The following is a 16166-nucleotide window of genomic DNA, read 5'->3' as shown; positions in this document are numbered from 1 at the left end:
GCCCTCGGAGACGGTGGATCATCCGTTTCCGGGGGCACCACCGTGGTGTACGGCACGTGTGCGAGACAATGGCGGCATGGAAATGCCGAGGAATGACCGGTCGCAGGAGCACCCGCAGGTCCTTGTAGTGGGCCAGGACGGAATGGCTATCGGCGGCGGTGCCAGTGACGACGAGTCGCGCGAGGTCCCGGTGACGGAAATGGTCGAACAGCCCGCGAAGGTCATGCGCATCGGCAGCATGATCAAGCAGCTTCTGGAGGAGGTCAGGGCGGCCCCTCTCGACGAGGCGAGCCGGGTCCGGCTCAAGGAGATCCACGCCAGCTCCGTGAAGGAGCTGGAGGACGGTCTCGCACCGGAGCTGGTGGAGGAGCTGGAGCGGCTCTCCCTGCCGTTCACCGAGGAGTCGGTGCCCTCCGAGGCCGAGCTGCGGATCGCGCAGGCCCAGCTGGTGGGCTGGCTGGAGGGCCTCTTCCACGGCATCCAGACGGCGCTGTTCGCCCAGCAGATGGCGGCCCGCGCCCAGCTGGAGCAGATGCGGCGGGCGCTGCCGCCCGGGATGGCCCACGAGGACGAGGAAGGCGGCGGGGACCCGCACGGGCCGATCCGTTCGGGCCCGTACCTGTAGCCGTACCGGTCTCTGTAGCCGTATCGGTCCCTGTAGCCGTATCGGTCCCGCAGCTGTATCCGCCGCGTAACCGTATCCGTCCCCGCAGCCGTACCCGCCCCTGAAGCCGTACCCGTCCCTGGCCGACCGCACGCGGAGGGCCCGGCGCACCCCGTGAGATGGACGCCGTTCGTCGCGTCCACCTCTTGAGGTGTGCCGGGCCCCGCCGCGTTCCGGGCTCCCGGGGCGCTACGCGCCCGGGGCGACCAGCAGCACCTTGCCGATGTGGGCGCTGGACTCGAGCACCCGGTGAGCCTCGGCGGCATCATCCATCGGCACCGTGCGGTCCACGACGGGCCGGACCACTCCGCCCGCGATCAGCGGCCACACGTGCTCGCGTACGGCGGCGACGATGGCGGCCTTCTCGGCGAGCGGGCGGCCCCGCAGCGAGGTCGCGGTGACGGCGGCCCGCTTGGTCAGCAGGGCGCCGAGGTTCAGCTCGCCCTTCGTGCCGCCCTGGAGGCCGATGATCGCCAGGCGGCCGTTGACGGCGAGCGCCTTCACGTTGCGGTCCAGGTACTTGGCGCCGACGATGTCCAGGATGACATCGGCCCCCGCGCCGTCGGTCGCCTTCGCCAGCTCCTCGACGAAGTCCTGCTCGCGGTAGTCGATGAGGATGTCGGCGCCGAGCGCCGCGCACTCGGCGAGCTTCTGCTGGCTGCCCGCCGTGACCGCGACCCGGGCGCCGACCGCCTTCGCCAGCTGGATGGCCATCGTGCCGATGCCGCTGGAACCGCCGTGGACCAGCAGGGTCTCGCCGGGCCGGAGGTGGGCGACCATGAAGACGTTGGACCAGACGGTCGCGGTCACCTCGGGCAGCGCGGCCGCCTCCGTCAGATCGACGCCGTCCGGTACGGGCAGGAGCTGGCCCACCGGTACGGCGACCTTCTCCGCGTAACCGCCGCCCGACAGCAGCGCGCACACGGCGTCGCCCACCGCCCAGCCGGTCACCCCCGGGCCGAGCGCCGCGATCCGGCCCGCGCACTCCAGGCCGGGGTAGGGGGAGGCGCCGGGGGGCGGGTTGTAGAAGCCCTGCCGCTGGAGGACATCGGCACGGTTGACGGCGCTGGAGACGACCTCGACGAGGACCTCGCCGTCGCCGGGTACGGGATCGGGCACCTCGGCCCAGACGAGCGCCTCGGGGCCACCGGGTTCGGGGATCGTGATCGCATGCATGGCCGCGAGGCTACTCCCGCCGCTGCCCGTCCGCGCTGTGTGACGGCCGGCCCGCGCGGCTTGCCGCCGGACCCTCCCCGCGGCTTCCCCCGGTCAGGGGCGGTGGTGCGGTGGCAGCGGCAGATGGGGCAGGGAGGGGACGGACCGGCCCGATCCGGGGGGCGGGGTGGCGCGCACGATGGCGATGACCCGGTCCGTCAGCTGCAACGGGCTGGCCGCCGGGTCGTCGTAACCGAGCAGCCGGTGCCCACGCAGCACGCTGACGACCAGGTCGTCGGTCTCCCGGACGCTCTTGCCCACCTCGGCCTTTATCACCGGCCGTTCGACGAGGTCGAGGCCGCTGCCCTGCTGGATCAGGTCCTCCATCACCGTGCCCGCGCTGGGGCTGAGGACGGAGAGGCCGAGCAGCCGTCCGGCGGCGCTGGCGCTGGTGATCACCGCGTCGGCGCCGGACTGCCGCAGCAGGGGCGCGTTCTCCTCCTCGCGGACCGCCGCCACGATCTTCGCCCCGCGGTTCAGCTGACGCGCGGTCAGCGCCACGAGCACGGCGGTGTCGTCGCGCTGGGTGGCGATGACGATCTGACGCGCCTTCTGGAGCTCGGCCCGCAGCAGCACATCGCTGCGGGTGGCGTCGCCGAGCACGCCGGTGAAGCCCTCGGCGTTGGCGGCCTCGATCACCTTGGAGGCCGGATCGACGACGACGATCTGCTCCTTCGCCAGGCCGGTGGCGCGGAGGGTCTGGATAGCCGAACGGCCCTTGGTGCCGAAGCCGACGACGACAGTGTGGTCACGCAAGTTGGATCTCCAACGCTTCAGCCGGAAGTCCTCCCGGGTCCGCTCCGTGAGGACCTCGAGAGTGGTGCCGACCAGGATGATCAGGAAGAGCACGCGCAGCGGTGTCACGAGCACCACATTGATCAGCCGCGCACCGTCGCTGAACGGGGTGATGTCTCCGTACCCGGTGGTGGAGAGGGTGACCGTCGCGTAGTAGACGGCGTCCAGCAGGTCGACCTTGCCGTCGGCGGTGTCGTTGTAGCCCTCGCGGTCGAGCCAGACGATCAGCACCGTCGCGGCCAGCACGAGGAGCGCCATCAGCAGCCGCTTGCCGACCTGCCGCGCCGGACCGTCGACGACCCGGCGCGGGAGCATCACCCGCGTCGGTACGACATGCTCGTCGGCCCGCCTGGCCATCGCGTCGTGGCCGGGAAGTTTCACGTGAAACACCCTTCCGTCCACGGTGCCGCCGGGGCCCATGGGAGATCCAGGACCTCCACCTCGGTGCCGGACCGCGCCCCGCCGGCCGGCACGACGGCCAACCCGTCCGCCGCGGCGATCCCGCGCAGCATCGCGGGGCCGTTGTAGCGCAGGGGCGCCACATGGTCCCGGGCGCCCGCACGGCCCGCGCGGTGGACCACGGGGACGAGACGGGTGTCGTGCGGATGCCCGGGGACATCGGCGTGGACGAGCGCCCGGTACGCGTCCTGCTCCGGGCGGCCCGCCAGCCCGGCGAGGAGCGGTTCGGCGAGGGTCAGCAGCCCCGATACGGCCGCGAGCGGATTGCCGGGCAGCCCGACCAGGTACGGCCCGTCCGGGGAGAGCCGCGCCAGGAGCATGGGGTGGCCGGGGCGTACGGCGACGCCGTCCACGAGCAGCTCGGCGCCGATGGCGGCCAGGACCGGGTGCACATGGTCGACCGGGCCCGCCGCGGTCCCGCCGGTGGTGACGATCAGGTCGGCGTCGGAGGTGGTGAGGGCCTCGCGCAACGCCCCGGCGTCGTCCCCGAGGCGGCGGGGGACGGAGACCTCGGCGCCCAGGGCCCGCAGCCAGGGGGCCAGCATGGGGCCGAGGGCGTCGCGGATCAGGCCGTCGTGCGGGAGGCCCGCGGCGAGGAGTTCGTCACCGAGTACGAGGACGTCGACGCGGGGGCGGGGGACAGCGGGCAGGGCGTCGTACCCGGCGGCAGCGGCCAGCCCGAGCACCGCCGGGGTGACGACCGTGCCGGCCGGGACCAACTGGTCGCCCGAGCGGCACTCCTGGCCCCGGGGGCGGATGTCCTGGCCGGTGACGACGGGCCGCCGGGTGGAGAGCAGCCCTCTGGCCTCGTCGGCCTGGGCGTGCTCGGTGCGGATGACCGCGGTGGTGTCGGCGGGGGTACGGGCGCCGGTGGCGATGCGTACGGCGGTGCCGTCGGGCAGGGGGGTGGTGGGCGCGGTGCCGGCCCGCAGCCCTGTCCCCTCCTCGAAGGTCCAGGGGCCCGGTCCGGCGACGGCCCAGCCGTCCATGGCCGAGGTGTCGAAGGACGGCAGGTCGGTGAGGGCCCCGAGGGGCTCGGCGAGTACGTGGCCCAGGGCGCGGTCCAGCGGCAGCCGCACCACGGCGGTCGGCCCACCCCGCCCGGCCCGCGCGGCAACGGCCCGCGCCCGGCCCCAGGAGAGGTCCGGGGCGGGGGAGGGCGGGGGCGTGGGGGCGGGGGCGGGGGCGGGGGTGTCGGATGCGGAGTACGGAGAAGGGGGCGGGTTCTCCGTTGAGGCGGGGGCCTCGCCGAGCTGCTGGCCGTCGGCCTGGCCACGGGTCTGGTCGCGGGCTCGGTCGCTGGCCTGGTCACTGGCCTGGTCGCTGGCCTGGCTGCGGGTCTGGTCCCGGGCTCGGTCGCCGGCCTGGTCGCGGACCTGGCTGCGGGTCTGGTCCCGGGCCTGGTCGCGGGTCTGGTCCCGGGCCTGGTCGCTCGTCCGGTCACGGCCCTGGCCACGGGCTCGGTCGCGGGTCTGGTCGCTGGCCTGGTCGCGGGCCTGGTCGCGGGTTTCCCGGCCCTGGTCGCTCGTCCGGTCATGGGCCTGGTGGGGCGGGGGTGCCTCATTCCGCGCCTGATCGTTCGCCGGGTCGGGCGTCTGGCCGGTCGTCCGGTCACGGCCCTGGCGGAGTGCCTGGCCACGCGCCCGGTCCCGGCCGCCGACGAGTGCCAGGGCCTGCTCGACGGCCAGTTCCTCGGCCTCGGCGCGCGCCAGGGCGCTGTCGGTGCCGGGCGCACCGTTCCGACCGGACGCACCGTTCCGACCGGACGCACCGTCCCGACCGGACGCACCGTCCCGACCGGACGCACCGTCCCGGCCCTGCCGGCCGGACCGGCCGTGCCGGTCTCCGCCGGTCATGGTGTTCCGGCCCCTTCGCCGCTCTTCTCCGGCCGGTTCCCCTTCTCCGCCCCCTCGGCCTCCCAGCGCAGGGCGAGCGCGGTGGCCTTGCGAGCGGCTTCGGCGACCGCCGCAGCGGCCTCCTCCGGCCCCGCGTCAGCGCTCGCCCTGGCCGCCGCGTACCCGACCAGGAAGGTCGTCAGCGGTGCGGCGGGCCGGGCGACCCCGTGCGCGGCGTCGCGGGCGAGGTCGAGCAGGACATCGGTGTCGACGTCGAGTTCGATTCCCAGTTCGTTCTTGACCGAGGTGATCCATTCGTCCAGCACAGCCCCATGCTCCCTGATCCGGGCGCGGGCGGCGGCGATGTCGTCCCAAGTGTCGCAGTCGAACGCGGCGTGGGGCCCGGCATCGACCCGGGCGAGGTCCAGCTCCCCGGTCAGCAGCCGCAGCGGCAGCCCGGCGAGGGAGCCGTGCTCGGTGGCGACGAGGGCCAGCTCCCGGCGGAGCGGCTCGGCGCGGTAGACGGCGACGAGCAGCTGGTCACGGCCGTCGGGGTCGGTGCAGAGCGCGCCCTCCCGGCCGTCCTCGCCGGCGGCGGCGAGCAGTGCGTCGACCGTGGCGGGGCCCAGGAACGGAAGGTCGGCGGAGAGGACGAGCACCCGCTCCGCCGTCGTGAGCCGCACCCCCGCACCGAGTGCCGCCAACGGGCCGCCGCCCTCCGGGACTTCGCGGGTCCAGACGACCGGCCGGGCGGTGGGCCTGCGGCCGCCCACCACGACGGTGGTGTCCGCGCCGGAGCAGGCCGCCAGCACCCGGTCGAGCAGCGCGCGGCCACCGACCCGTACAGCCGGCTTGTCGGCGCCGCCGAGCCGCTTCGCGGCCCCGCCGGCCAGGACGATCACGTCGTAGGCGGTCATACGTCGAGTATGGGCGGCCCCGGTGGCCGGCACCCCCTCCGGGGTGGCCGCGAGGCCGGTCCCGGAGAGGGCGTCCGCGTGACGACAGGTCCTCCAGGGCGACCGGAGGCCTTACAGGGTGCGCAGCAGCACGGCGGGCTGCTCCACGCAGTCGGCCACGTACCGGAGGAATCCGCCGGCCGTTCCGCCGTCGCACACCCGGTGGTCGAAGGTGAGCGAGAGCTGGACGACCTGACGTACGGCCAGCTCACCGTCGTGCACCCAGGGCTTGGGCATGATCCGGCCGACGCCGAGCATCGCCGCTTCGGGGTGGTTGATGATCGGCGTCGAACCGTCGACCCCGAACACCCCGTAGTTGTTCAGCGTGAAGGTGCCTCCGGTCAGCTGGGCCGGGCTGAGCTTCCCGGTCCGCGCCAGCTCGGTCAGCCGGGCGATCTCGGCCCCGATCGACTCGGCGTTGCGGGTGTGCGCGTCCCGGACGACCGGGACGACGAGGCCCCGTTCCGTCTGCGCCGCGAACCCGAGGTGCACGCCGGGCAGGCGCACGATCTCCCGTGCGGCCGTGTCCACGGTGGAGTTGAGCTCGGGGTACCGGCTCAGCGCCGCCGTGCAGATCCTCGCCAGGAGCGCCAGGACCGACACCTTGGGCCCGCCGGACGGGCCCGAAGCGGCGTTCATGGCCGCTCTCGCGGCCATCAGCTCGGTGGCGTCCGCGTCCACCCAGCAGGTGGCGTCGGGGATCTCGCTCCGGCTGCGCGACAGCTTGTCGGCGACCGCTCCGCGCACGCCGCGCAGCGGAATCCGCTCGGCAGCCGGTGCGGCCGTGGCCCCACGGGCCGTGGATGCCTCCGCCGCGACGGGCTCGGCAGCCGCACGCGCCTCCAGCTCCGTGGCCAGCCCGACCTGCCCGACCTGCCCGACCTGCCCAGCCTGCCGGATGGCGGAGTCCACGTCGGCCCGCAGGATCAGCCCGTCGGGCCCCGACCCCGTCAGCTGCCGCAGATCGATCTCGTGCTGCCGGGCCAGCCGGCGTACGAGCGGGGAGACCACGGCCACGGGTCCCTGCCGGCCGTTCACCTCGCCGGCCGCGACCGGTGCGGGAGAAGGCGCCGCGGCCACGGGAGCGGGCGCGGCAGGGGCGGGGGAGGGTACGGGGCTGCGCTCCGGCCGGATGCGCCGGCGCCGGGCGGCCGGTGCGCCGGTCCCGTACCCCACGAGCACGTTCCCGGAACCCGAACCGGAACCGGACCCGGACTCGCCGGAAGGCTCCTCGGCGGCAGCCCCGCCGCCCTCCGGTGCGGCGGCGGCAGCGGAGGCCTCCGTCGCCCCTACCGCCACCGTCAGCAGCGGGGCGCCGACCGGGAGTTCGGAACCCTCATCGCCGAACCGGGCGGTCACCACGCCCCCGTAGGGGCAGGGCACCTCCACCATCGCCTTGGCCGTCTCGACCTCGACGACGGGCTGGTCGATGGCGACGACATCGCCGACCTCCACCAGCCAGCGCACGATCTCCGCCTCGGTCAGTCCCTCACCGAGGTCCGGCAGCTTGAATTCGAGGACCTGGGCCATCAGCTGTCCGCCTCCCACTGCAACCGGGCCACCGCGTCGAGCACCCGGTCCACTCCCGGCAGATGGTGCCGCTCCAGCATGGGCGGCGGGTAAGGGATGTCGAAGCCGGCCACCCGGAACACCGGAGCCTCAAGGTGGTGGAAGCACCGCTCGGTGATCCGGGCGGCGATCTCGCCGCCGGGGCCCCCGAAGCCGGGGGACTCGTGGACGACGACCGCACGTCCGGTGCGCCGCACCGAGGCCGCGACCGTCTCGTCGTCGAACGGCACCAGCGAGCGCAGGTCCACGACTTCGAGGTCCCAGCCCTCCGCGACGGCCGCCTCGGCGGCCTCCATGCAGACCGGCAGGGACGGCCCGTACGTGATCAGGGTGGCGCTGCGCCCGGTCCGGCGGACCACGGCCTTGCCGATCGGCTCGACGGCGGCCGGGGCCTCGGGCGACCAGTCGGCCTTGGACCAGTAGAGCCGCTTGGGCTCCAGGAAGACCACCGGGTCGTCCGAGGCGATGGAGGCCCGCAGCAGGCCGTACGCGTCGTCCACCGTGGCCGGCGTGACGACGTGGAGGCCCGGCGTGGCCATGTAGTACGCCTCGGAGGAGTCGCTGTGGTGCTCGACGCCGCCGATCCCGCCGCCGTAGGGCACACGCACGGTGATGGGGAGCGGCATGGCTCCCCCGGTGCGGTTGCGCATCTTGGCGACATGGCTCATCAGCTGCTCGAACGCCGGGTAGGCGAACGCGTCGAACTGCATCTCCACCACGGGCCGCAGCCCGTACATCGCCATGCCGACGGCCGCCCCGAGGATGCCCGCCTCGGCCAGCGGGGTGTCGGTGCACCGGTCGTCGCCGAACTCCTTGGCCAGCCCGTCGGTGATCCGGAAGACCCCGCCCAGGGTGCCGACGTCCTCGCCGAGCACGTGCACGGTGGGGTCCTCGGCCATCGAGTCACGCAGCGCACGCCCGAGGGCCTGCGCCATGGTGGCCGGTTTCGCCTTCGCCGTACGTGCGCCGGCCTTCGTCGCCGCGGTCGTCATCGGCCTTCCTCCGCGCTGTGCTCGTGGTCCTGCTCGGCCTCCAGCTCGGCGCGCAGGGCGGCGGCCTGCTCCCGGAGCTGACTGGTCTGCTCGGCGTAGACATGGGTGAACAGGTCCATCGGCGCCAGCTCGGGATCGGCGTTCATCCGGTCGCGCAGCTCGGCGGCCATGGCTTCGGCGGCCTCCTTCGCCCGCTCGATGCCCTGGTCGTCGAGGAGCCCGCGGCCGGTCAGCTCGCGCTCCAGGAGCTGGACGGGGTCGTGCGCCCGCCAGGCCTCGACCTCGCTGTCGCCCCGGTAGCGGGTGGCGTCGTCGGCGTTGGTGTGGGCCTCCATGCGGTAGGTGACGGCCTCGATCAGCGTCGGCCCTTCGCCCCGCCGGGCACGGGCCACGGCCTCGCTCAGCACCTCGTGCACGGCGGCCGCGTCGTTGCCGTCGACCAGCCGGCCCGGCATCCCGTACCCCACGGCCTTGTGGGCGAGGGAGGGTGCGGCGGTCTGCTTGGCCAGCGGCACGGAGATGGCGAAGCCGTTGTTCTGCACGAGGAAGACGACCGGGGCCTTCCAGACGGCCGCGAAGTTCAGCGCCTCGTGGAAGTCGCCCTCGCTGGTGCCGCCGTCGCCGACCATGGCGAGCGCGACGACGTCGTCCCCCTTGAGCCGGGCCGCGTGCGCCAGGCCCACCGCGTGCGGCAGCTGCGTGGCGAGCGGGGTGCAGAGCGGGGCGATGCGGTGCTCATGGGGGTCGTAGCCGGTGTGCCGGTCGCCGCGCAGCAGCGTCAGCGCCTCGACCGGGTCGAGCCCGCGCGCCACGGCCGCCAGCGTGTCCCGGTAGCTGGGGAAGAGCCAGTCCCGCTCCTCCAGCACCAGGGCCGCGGCGATCTCGCACGCCTCCTGGCCGGTGCTGGAGGGGTAGACCGCCAGACGGCCCTGCTTGGTCAGCGCGGTGGCCTGCGTGTTGTACCGCCGGCCGCGGACCAGCTCGGCGTGGAGCTTGAGCAGCAGCTCGGGGTCGATGTCGGCGACCGCGTCCGTACCGAGCACCCGGTAGGGCTCCGGGTCCGGGAGCAGCGGGGCGGGGTCGGTGATCGGCTTCCAGGCCGGGGGCGGCGTGGGCCGGTAGGCGGCCGCGCCGGGCAGCTCTTGGACCGTCATGGGAAGCACCTCCAGGCATCGATGGTGATCGAGAGATCGAGGGTGTCGATATGTATCGGGATGGCAAGAGATGTCGCGGGGGTGTCGCGGGTCGGGCGAGGCACCGGTGTGGTGTGTCTCACCTACCGATTGTTCGGTCGCGAGCGCATTTTGGCTACACGCACCTTCAGCCTGTGGACAAACGGTTCTCCACAGCCTGGGATAGGGACAGGTCGTCCACAACAGGGAGGCGCGGGCAGATGACAGCTGAACAAATGGCCGACAGGGGCGGGGAGCCCGGCCAGGCCGTGCCCTCAGCCACGCCTTCAGCCACGGCGCCGGCACCGCCCCCGGGCCCGTCGGCGCCTCCTGGCCCGTCGTCGCCCACTCCGCCGCCCGCCGCGCCGCCCGCGCGCCCGCTGGACGCCATCGACCGCGACATCCTGCGCATCCTCCAGACGGACGGCCGCGCCTCGATACGGTCGGTGGCCGAGCGGGTCCACGTCTCGCGCGCCAACGCCTACGCGCGGATCAACCGCCTCGTCGAGGACGGCGTGATCCGTGGCTTCGGCGCCCGGGTCGACCACGAGCGGGCCGGGCAGGGCGCGTCGGCGTACATCACGCTCAAGATCGTGCAGAACTCCTGGCGCACCGTGCGCGAGCAGCTCCAGGCGCTGCCCGGTGCCACGCACATCGCACTGGTCAGCGGCGATTTCGACGTCCTGCTGCTGGTGCACACGCCGGACAACCGGGCGCTGCGCGAGCTGGTCCTCACCCGGATCCAGTCCATCCCCGAGGTGCTCTCGACACGCACGCTGCTGGTGTTCGAGGAGACGGACCTCGGCCCCCGCCCGGACCGCCCGGTGGAGCCGGCCTGACCGGTCCGGACGCGGACGGGCTCAGCGGCCGCCGGTCGCCCGCATCCCCTCGAAGGCGAGCTGGACCACCGTGTCGGCGAGCTGTTCCTCGCCCGGGAAGCCGCCCGGCTGCGGCCGGTACCACTCGACCAGCGAGTTGACCATGCCGAACAGCAGCCGGGTGGCCAGCCTTATGTCCACATCGGCCCGGAGGTCCCCGTCGGCCACCGCGGCCTTCAGCAGCTCCGCCACCCGCTGGTCAAACTCGCGCCGCCGCTCCAGCGCCCAGCGCTCGGTCTTCGTGTTGCCGCGCACCCGCAGCAGCAGCGTGACGTAGGGGACCTCCGCCATCAGCACCTCGACGGTCCGGCGCGTGACGTATTCGACCCGCTCGATCGCGCGCCCGCGCACCGCCCCCGGCTCGTCCAGAACGGCGAAGAGCCCGTCGAGCGCCCGGCTCACAGCCCGGCGCAGCAGCTCCTCCTTGCCCGCCACATGGTGGTAGATGGAGGACTTCGAGATTCCCGCCGCCCTGGAGAGGTGCTCCATGGAGGTGCCGTCGTAACCGCGCTCGTTGAAGACACGAACAGCGACGGTGAGCAGAGTCTCCGGGGTGTACGTGTCCCGCTTGGCCGTGGTCATGTCCGCGATCCTCCCCCATGAGGGACCGTCCCCGTGCAGGTGGGGACCTCCGAAGTTGTCCACAGGTTCGCCGGGGCCCCTTGTCCCGACCGATCGTTCGGTTACTCTAACTCCGTCCGTACGTCCCCGCCCGGCTCGATGAGGAGTTGGTCCGCCATGGCCTCCGCGCTCACCCCCCAGCAGCTGTCCGAGACCCACCGGCCCACGCTCGACCAGGCCCTCGACACGATCGGTACCCGCGCGTACTGGTCGCCGCATCCCGAGCACCCGAAGGCGTACGGCGAGGGCGGCGCTCCGGGCAGCCTCGGGGCGGCCGAGGGCAAGGCCGCGTTCGACGCGGTGCTGAACACCCGGCTCGACCTCGGCCAGCCGGGCACCGACGGCTGGACGGGCAAGGAGACCTCGCCCTACGGGCCGGAGCTCGGCGTCGAGTATCCGCACGCCGACCTGGACGTCCTGCTCCCGGCGATGAAGGCCGGCGCGGGCGCCTGGCGCGCGGCGGGCCCCGAGACCCGGGCCCTGGTCTGTCTGGAGATCCTGGCGCGGATCAGCGCCCGCACCCACGAACTGGCCCACGCCGTGATGCACACCAGCGGCCAGGCCTTCATGATGGCGTTCCAGGCGGGCGGCCCGCACGCGCAGGACCGTGGCCTGGAAGCCGTCGCGTACGCCTATCAGGAGCAGGTCCGCACGCCGGATACGGCCGACTGGTCCAAGCCGCAGGGCAAGCGCGACCCGCTGAAGCTGACCAAGTCGTTCACCACGACCGGCCGCGGGATCTCGCTGCTCATCGGCTGCAACACCTTCCCCACGTGGAACGGCTACCCGGGCCTGTTCGCCTCGCTCGCCACCGGCAACCCCGTGCTGGTGAAGCCGCACCCCAGGGCCGTGCTGCCGCTGGCGCTCACCGTCCGCATCGCCCGTGAGGTGCTGGCCGAGGCGGGCTTCGACCCCAACCTGGTCGCGCTCGCCGCCGAGCGGCCGGGCGAGGGCATCGCCAAGGACCTCGCGGTCCGCCCCGAGGTCCGGATCATCGACTACACCGGCTCCACCGCCTTCGGCGACTGGCTGGAGGCCAACGCCCGCCAGGCGCAGGTCTACACGGAGAAGGCCGGCGTCAACACGATCGTCGTCGACTCCACCGACGACTACCGGGGCATGCTTTCCAACCTGGCGTTCTCCCTCTCGCTCTACAGCGGCCAGATGTGCACCACCCCGCAGAACCTGCTGATCCCCCGGGACGGCATCACCACGGACGACGGCGCCAAGTCGTACGACGAGGTGGTCGCCGACCTCGCGGCGGCCGTCACCGGCCTCCTCGGCGACGACGCCCGCGCGGGGGCCCTGCTCGGCGCCCTGGTCAACCCGGACGTCAAGGCCCGCGTGGAGGGGGTCGGTGAGCTGGGCGAGGTGGCCCTGCCCTCACGTACGGTCGCCAACGCCGACTTCCCCGACGCCGTCGTCCGCACGCCGGTCGTCGTCAAGCTCGACGGGACGAAGACCGACGAGGACGCGGCGTACCTCTCGGAGTGCTTCGGCCCGGTCTCCTTCGCCGTCGCGGTGGAGTCGACGTCCGCCGCCCTGGAGCTGCTCCGCCGCACGATCCGCGAGAAGGGCGCGATGACGGTCGGCGCCTACACCACCTCCGCCGAGGTGGAGCAGGCGATCGAGGACGTCTGCCTGGACGAGTCGGCCCAGCTCTCGCTGAACCTGACCGGCGGGGTCTACGTCAACCAGACGGCGGCCTTCTCCGACTTCCACGGCTCGGGCGGCAACCCGGCGGCCAACGCGGCCCTGTGCGACGCGGCCTTCGTGGCCAACCGCTTCCGCGTGGTGGAGGTGCGCCGCCAGGCCTAGCTCGTGTCCGGCGGATCTTGACCGGGTCCGCGGCGCCTGGCACGGCACCTCGCTACGTTGCCGCTCCGGCCCTGATCCGCCGGACACGCCCTGGTCAGAGGGCGTCTCGCGGGTCGGGGACATCGGCGTAGCGCTGCACCCAGGCGTGCATCGCGATGGCCGCCGCGGCCCCGGCGTTGATGGACCGGGTCGAGCCGAACTGGGCGATCGAGCACACCATCGAGGCGTGGTTCCGCGCCTCCTCGGTGAGACCCGGCCCCTCCTGCCCGAACAGCAGCACGCACCGGCGCGGCAGCTCGGTCCGCTCCAGCGGTACGGCGCCGGGGAGGTTGTCGATCCCGATGATCGGCAGCCCCTCGGCCGCCGCCCACGCGGTCAGGTCCGCCGTGTCCGGGTGGTGGCGCACATGCTGGTAGCGGTCGGTGACCATGGCGCCGCGTCGGTTCCAGCGCCGTCGGCCCACGATGTGGATCTCCTTGGCGAGGAAGGCGTTGGCGGTCCGCACCACCGAGCCGATGTTGAAGTCGTGGCCCCAGTTCTCCACGGCCACATGGAAGTCGTGCCGCCGCAGGTCGAGATCGGCGACGATCGCCTCCCGCGTCCAGTAGCGGTAGGCGTCACCGACGTTGCGCCGGTCGCCGTGGGCCAGCAGCTCCGGGTCGTAACGCTCGCCCTCGGGCCACGGCAGCGGGTGCGGCCCGACGCCGATCCCCTGGCCGTAGCCGTCGTCGTACTGAAGGGGCTCGGCCGGGGCCACGTCCACGGGCTCGGGCTCTGGGGTGCTGCCGGTGCTGCCGGTCTCGCTGCTCACCCGACGAGCGTATGGCCCCCGCCACCACCGTGCGGCGGGGCCTCCCCCGTACCGCTGTGGCCGCCGCCCCGGCCCGTACCGCCGTCGTCCTTGCCGCCCGGCCCGGCCGCGTCGGGCGCCGGCCGCGCACCGGGAATCCCCGGGGCGCCCGACGCCTCCTTCCCCCGCCGGAACCGGGCGGGCAGGGGCAGCCGCGCCAGCAGCCGCTGCCGGCCCAGCGCGGCCCGGCCGCCCAGCCAGACGAGGAAGACCGTCGGCAGGAACACCGCGTCCGCCGCGATCATCGCCATCGAGAAGAACGGCAGCCCGAGCAGCAGGGCGATCCCGGCGTGCTCGCCGATCATGATGACGAGCAGGACGTTCTTGAGCCGCCGGTTGAACAGGGTGAACGGGAACGCGACCTGGACGATGACCGTCGCATACGTCAGCACCATGACCATCAGCCCGCTGGAGGCGAGCACGTCCGAGAGGGCGGGCCACGGGGTGAAGTAGTCGAGCTTGAGCGGGTAGTAGAGCGCGGTGCCGTCCTGCCAGCGCGAGCCCTGGATCTTGTACCAGCCGGCGGTCGCGTAGATCAGGCAGACCTCGACCATGATCACGACGAGCGTGGCGTTGTGGGCGAGGTTGGCCAGCACATCGAGCAGGGCGCGAGGCTGTCCGGCGGGCTCGAAGCGGTTCGCGGCCCACCAGGCCGCGGCGGAGAGCCAGAGGAGCCACAGCAGGACCGGGAGCCACCAGGTCCCGCCGAGGCCGTCCATCAGGGTGGCGCCCAGCAGGGCCGGACCGAGGAGCGCCCAGAGCACCGGGCCGACGGTGTCCCGCCGGGGCGGCAGGCCCAGCGCGGCGCGCTCCGTGGCACGGGCCGCGCGGCGGGCGTCCAGCGACCAGACCTGGGCACAGCGCGTCAGCACGAGGTAGATCGCCATCAGGTGGATGACGTTGTCGCCGCCGTCGCCCATGAAGACGCTGCGGTTCTGTACGGAGAGCACGCCGACCATGAAGAGGACCGACATGGCCCGGGTGCGCCACCCCAGGAGCAGACCGGCGGCGGACAGCACGGTGAGCGCGTACACCGCCTCGAACCAGAGCGTGCTGTCCGACCAGAGCAGGACGGAGAAGGCTTCGTTCCCGGCCGTGAGCTGCCGGGCCAGGTCCCAGTGCCACGGGCTGTCGGGGCCGTACAGCTCATGGCGGTGCGGCACCTCGCGCACCAGGAAGAACAGGTAGGTGGCGGCGAACCCGATCCGGATGACGGCGCTCTGGTACGGGCCGAGGGCCGATGCGGTGATGCGCTGGAGGGCGCGGGCCAGGGAGACGCCGGCGGCGGCGATCCGGTCCGGTGAGCCGGGGCCGGGAGCGGGCGCGGGCGGGCCGGCCGGTGGTGCGGTGGGCGGGGTGGTGGTCACTTGTCCCCCTCCTCGCCGCGCGCCGCGTCACGCGGTGCGGGCAGGTCGTCGGGGGTCACGGTCCACCAGGACAGGACCCGGTAGCTGGGCCGGGTGTTGGCCTTCTCCGTGGACCACGAGGGCGGGGCGACCAGGCTGGTGGCCGACCTTATCTGGATCCGTTCGACCGTGCCGCCCAGGTCGCGCTCGCTCAGCCGCAGCATCGCGATGCGCCGGATGTAGCGCTCGGAGAGGTCGCCGCGCAGACCGTTGGGGCGGTTCTGGTCGTCGTGCGAGTTCACGAAGAAGTCCCAGCCCCGGCGGAGCTCGTTCTGGTTCACATGGCTGGGGAAGAGGTTGCCGCGTATCGCGTCGCCGTCCTCGCGGCTGAGGTTGATCCACCCGGTGGTGCGGCGCCCGTCGGCTCCGGCCACCTCGGCGCGGACGTGGACGTGGATGTTCTGCTGGAGCGGGTTGGGGGCGAAGAGCTTCCAGTTCTGCTCGAACTCCGGGTAGATCCAGTCGTCGACGGTCTTCCCGTGCTGCTTGGTCAGCGTGTTGGACGGGGCGACGTGCAGGAAGACCATGGCCACCTGTGCGCAGGCCAGGAGCCCGATGAGGGAGAGGGCCAGGGCGGCGACGACCTGGTAGCCGAACGAGAGGCCGCCTATGCCCACGCCGGCCCCGGGAGGGCCCTGGACGGGGGGCGGGGCCTCCGGCCCGGCGGGTGCCGGGTCGTTCGGCCCGGCGGGTGCCGGGTCGTTCGGCCCGGATGCCGGGGCATTCAGCGCCGGTGTCCGAGTGTCCTGTCCGGGATGCGCGTGGCTCACGGCCTGGGGCCGGACGTCCTCGTGCACGCTGCCGGAATCCCCGCTGCCGGAGCTCCCGCCGTGGTCCGCATCCATCCCGCCCCGCTCACCATCGATCACCACTCGGTTATCCACAGGGTTGACACCCTACGGGCCTCCGACCGACCATTGAAGTCAATGAACCGAA

14 protein-coding genes are annotated in these 16166 nt (G+C 73.4%); 3 read left to right on the top strand and 11 right to left on the bottom strand.

Annotated elements, in window-relative coordinates; all coding sequences use genetic code 11:
- Positions 1 to 76 precede the first annotated feature (76 nt).
- On the top strand, positions 77 to 625 hold the full coding sequence (locus AB0917_RS05815; protein ID WP_026241814.1) for a bacterial proteasome activator family protein: 549 nt from the start codon (positions 77 to 79) through the stop codon (positions 623 to 625).
- Positions 626 to 853: 228 nt separating this feature from the next.
- Here AB0917_RS05815 and AB0917_RS05810 read toward each other — a convergent pair whose 3' ends face one another.
- From AB0917_RS05810 to pdhA, 7 genes are all read right to left on the bottom strand, one after another.
- Complete coding sequence (locus AB0917_RS05810) at positions 854 to 1840, bottom strand: NAD(P)H-quinone oxidoreductase (RefSeq protein WP_366818205.1); 987 nt, start codon at positions 1838 to 1840, stop codon at positions 854 to 856.
- Positions 1841 to 1933: 93 nt separating this feature from the next.
- On the bottom strand, positions 1934 to 3094 hold the full coding sequence (locus tag AB0917_RS05805) for a potassium channel family protein (protein WP_366818204.1): 1161 nt from the start codon (positions 3092 to 3094) through the stop codon (positions 1934 to 1936).
- A complete protein-coding gene (locus AB0917_RS05800) occupies positions 3052 to 4845 on the bottom strand; it encodes a molybdopterin-binding protein (RefSeq protein WP_366818257.1) in 1794 nt (597 codons plus the stop codon). Before AB0917_RS05800 ends, AB0917_RS05805 begins: the two co-directional genes overlap by 43 nt.
- Positions 4846 to 4985: 140 nt before the next feature.
- On the bottom strand, positions 4986 to 5885 hold the full coding sequence (locus tag AB0917_RS05795; RefSeq protein WP_366818203.1) for a DUF6457 domain-containing protein: 900 nt from the start codon (positions 5883 to 5885) through the stop codon (positions 4986 to 4988).
- 111 nt (positions 5886 to 5996) lie between these two features.
- The gene (locus AB0917_RS05790) at positions 5997 to 7454 is read right to left on the bottom strand and encodes a dihydrolipoamide acetyltransferase family protein (RefSeq protein ID WP_366818202.1); all 1458 of its coding nucleotides are present in this window, start codon (positions 7452 to 7454) and stop codon (positions 5997 to 5999) included.
- A complete protein-coding gene (locus AB0917_RS05785) occupies positions 7454 to 8485 on the bottom strand; it encodes an alpha-ketoacid dehydrogenase subunit beta (RefSeq protein WP_366818201.1) in 1032 nt (343 codons plus the stop codon). The genes AB0917_RS05790 and AB0917_RS05785 overlap by 1 nt, the downstream gene beginning before the upstream one ends.
- The gene (gene pdhA / locus AB0917_RS05780) at positions 8482 to 9639 is read right to left on the bottom strand and encodes a pyruvate dehydrogenase (acetyl-transferring) E1 component subunit alpha (protein WP_366818200.1); all 1158 of its coding nucleotides are present in this window, start codon (positions 9637 to 9639) and stop codon (positions 8482 to 8484) included. Before pdhA ends, AB0917_RS05785 begins: the two co-directional genes overlap by 4 nt.
- A 254-nt stretch (positions 9640 to 9893) precedes the next feature.
- Between pdhA and AB0917_RS05775 the strand changes: the two genes are divergently transcribed.
- The gene (locus tag AB0917_RS05775; RefSeq protein ID WP_366818256.1) at positions 9894 to 10496 is read left to right on the top strand and encodes an Lrp/AsnC family transcriptional regulator; all 603 of its coding nucleotides are present in this window, start codon (positions 9894 to 9896) and stop codon (positions 10494 to 10496) included.
- 21 nt (positions 10497 to 10517) lie between these two features.
- Here the strand turns inward: AB0917_RS05775 and AB0917_RS05770 are convergent, their stop codons facing one another.
- Positions 10518 to 11117: a TetR/AcrR family transcriptional regulator gene (locus tag AB0917_RS05770; protein ID WP_366818199.1), complete on the bottom strand. Its 600-nt coding sequence runs from the start codon at positions 11115 to 11117 to the stop codon at positions 10518 to 10520.
- A 156-nt stretch (positions 11118 to 11273) separates the two neighbouring features.
- On the opposite strand from AB0917_RS05770, the gene paaN reads away from it, so the two are divergent.
- Positions 11274 to 12974 (top strand): phenylacetic acid degradation protein PaaN, encoded by a 1701-nt coding sequence (gene paaN, locus AB0917_RS05765; RefSeq protein WP_366818198.1) that lies wholly within the window; start codon positions 11274 to 11276, stop codon positions 12972 to 12974.
- A gap of 94 nt (positions 12975 to 13068) precedes the next feature.
- On the opposite strand, the gene AB0917_RS05760 is transcribed toward paaN, so the two are convergent.
- From AB0917_RS05760 to AB0917_RS05750, 3 genes are read right to left on the bottom strand one after another with little or no spacing between them, the layout of a single operon-like run.
- On the bottom strand, positions 13069 to 13737 hold the full coding sequence (locus AB0917_RS05760) for a TrmH family RNA methyltransferase (protein WP_366818255.1): 669 nt from the start codon (positions 13735 to 13737) through the stop codon (positions 13069 to 13071).
- Between the two features lie 44 nt (positions 13738 to 13781).
- Complete coding sequence (locus tag AB0917_RS05755) at positions 13782 to 15191, bottom strand: HTTM domain-containing protein (RefSeq protein WP_366818197.1); 1410 nt, start codon at positions 15189 to 15191, stop codon at positions 13782 to 13784.
- A complete protein-coding gene (locus tag AB0917_RS05750) occupies positions 15188 to 16075 on the bottom strand; it encodes a DUF5819 family protein (RefSeq protein WP_366818254.1) in 888 nt (295 codons plus the stop codon). Before AB0917_RS05750 ends, AB0917_RS05755 begins: the two co-directional genes overlap by 4 nt.
- Between the last annotated feature and the right edge of the window lie 91 nt (positions 16076 to 16166).

It is taken from the genome of Streptomyces sp. NPDC007346 (assembly GCF_040703535.1).
Classification (GTDB): Bacteria; Actinomycetota; Actinomycetes; order Streptomycetales; family Streptomycetaceae; genus Streptomyces.
Note: the sequence above shows the minus strand (reverse complement) of the source record. Positions and strands in the feature narration are given on the sequence as shown.

Bases quoted from the DNA above. Each gene is read 5' to 3' on its own strand.
- AB0917_RS05785 (WP_366818201.1), bottom strand. From the start codon at position 8,485: ATGACGACCGCGGCGACGAAGGCCGGCGCACGTACGGCGAAGGCGAAA.
- AB0917_RS05810 (WP_366818205.1), bottom strand. From the start codon at position 1,840: ATGCATGCGATCACGATCCCCGAACCCGGTGGCCCCGAGGCGCTCGTC.
- AB0917_RS05750 (WP_366818254.1), bottom strand. From the start codon at position 16,075: ATGGATGCGGACCACGGCGGGAGCTCCGGCAGCGGGGATTCCGGCAGC.
- AB0917_RS05805 (WP_366818204.1), bottom strand. From the start codon at position 3,094: ATGGGCCCCGGCGGCACCGTGGACGGAAGGGTGTTTCACGTGAAACTT.
- AB0917_RS05790 (WP_366818202.1), bottom strand. From the start codon at position 7,454: ATGGCCCAGGTCCTCGAATTCAAGCTGCCGGACCTCGGTGAGGGACTG.
- AB0917_RS05795 (WP_366818203.1), bottom strand. From the start codon at position 5,885: ATGACCGCCTACGACGTGATCGTCCTGGCCGGCGGGGCCGCGAAGCGG.
- AB0917_RS05815 (WP_026241814.1), top strand. From the start codon at position 77: ATGGAAATGCCGAGGAATGACCGGTCGCAGGAGCACCCGCAGGTCCTT.
- AB0917_RS05775 (WP_366818256.1), top strand. From the start codon at position 9,894: ATGGCCGACAGGGGCGGGGAGCCCGGCCAGGCCGTGCCCTCAGCCACG.
- paaN (WP_366818198.1), top strand. From the start codon at position 11,274: ATGGCCTCCGCGCTCACCCCCCAGCAGCTGTCCGAGACCCACCGGCCC.
- pdhA (WP_366818200.1), bottom strand. From the start codon at position 9,639: ATGACGGTCCAAGAGCTGCCCGGCGCGGCCGCCTACCGGCCCACGCCG.
- AB0917_RS05770 (WP_366818199.1), bottom strand. From the start codon at position 11,117: ATGACCACGGCCAAGCGGGACACGTACACCCCGGAGACTCTGCTCACC.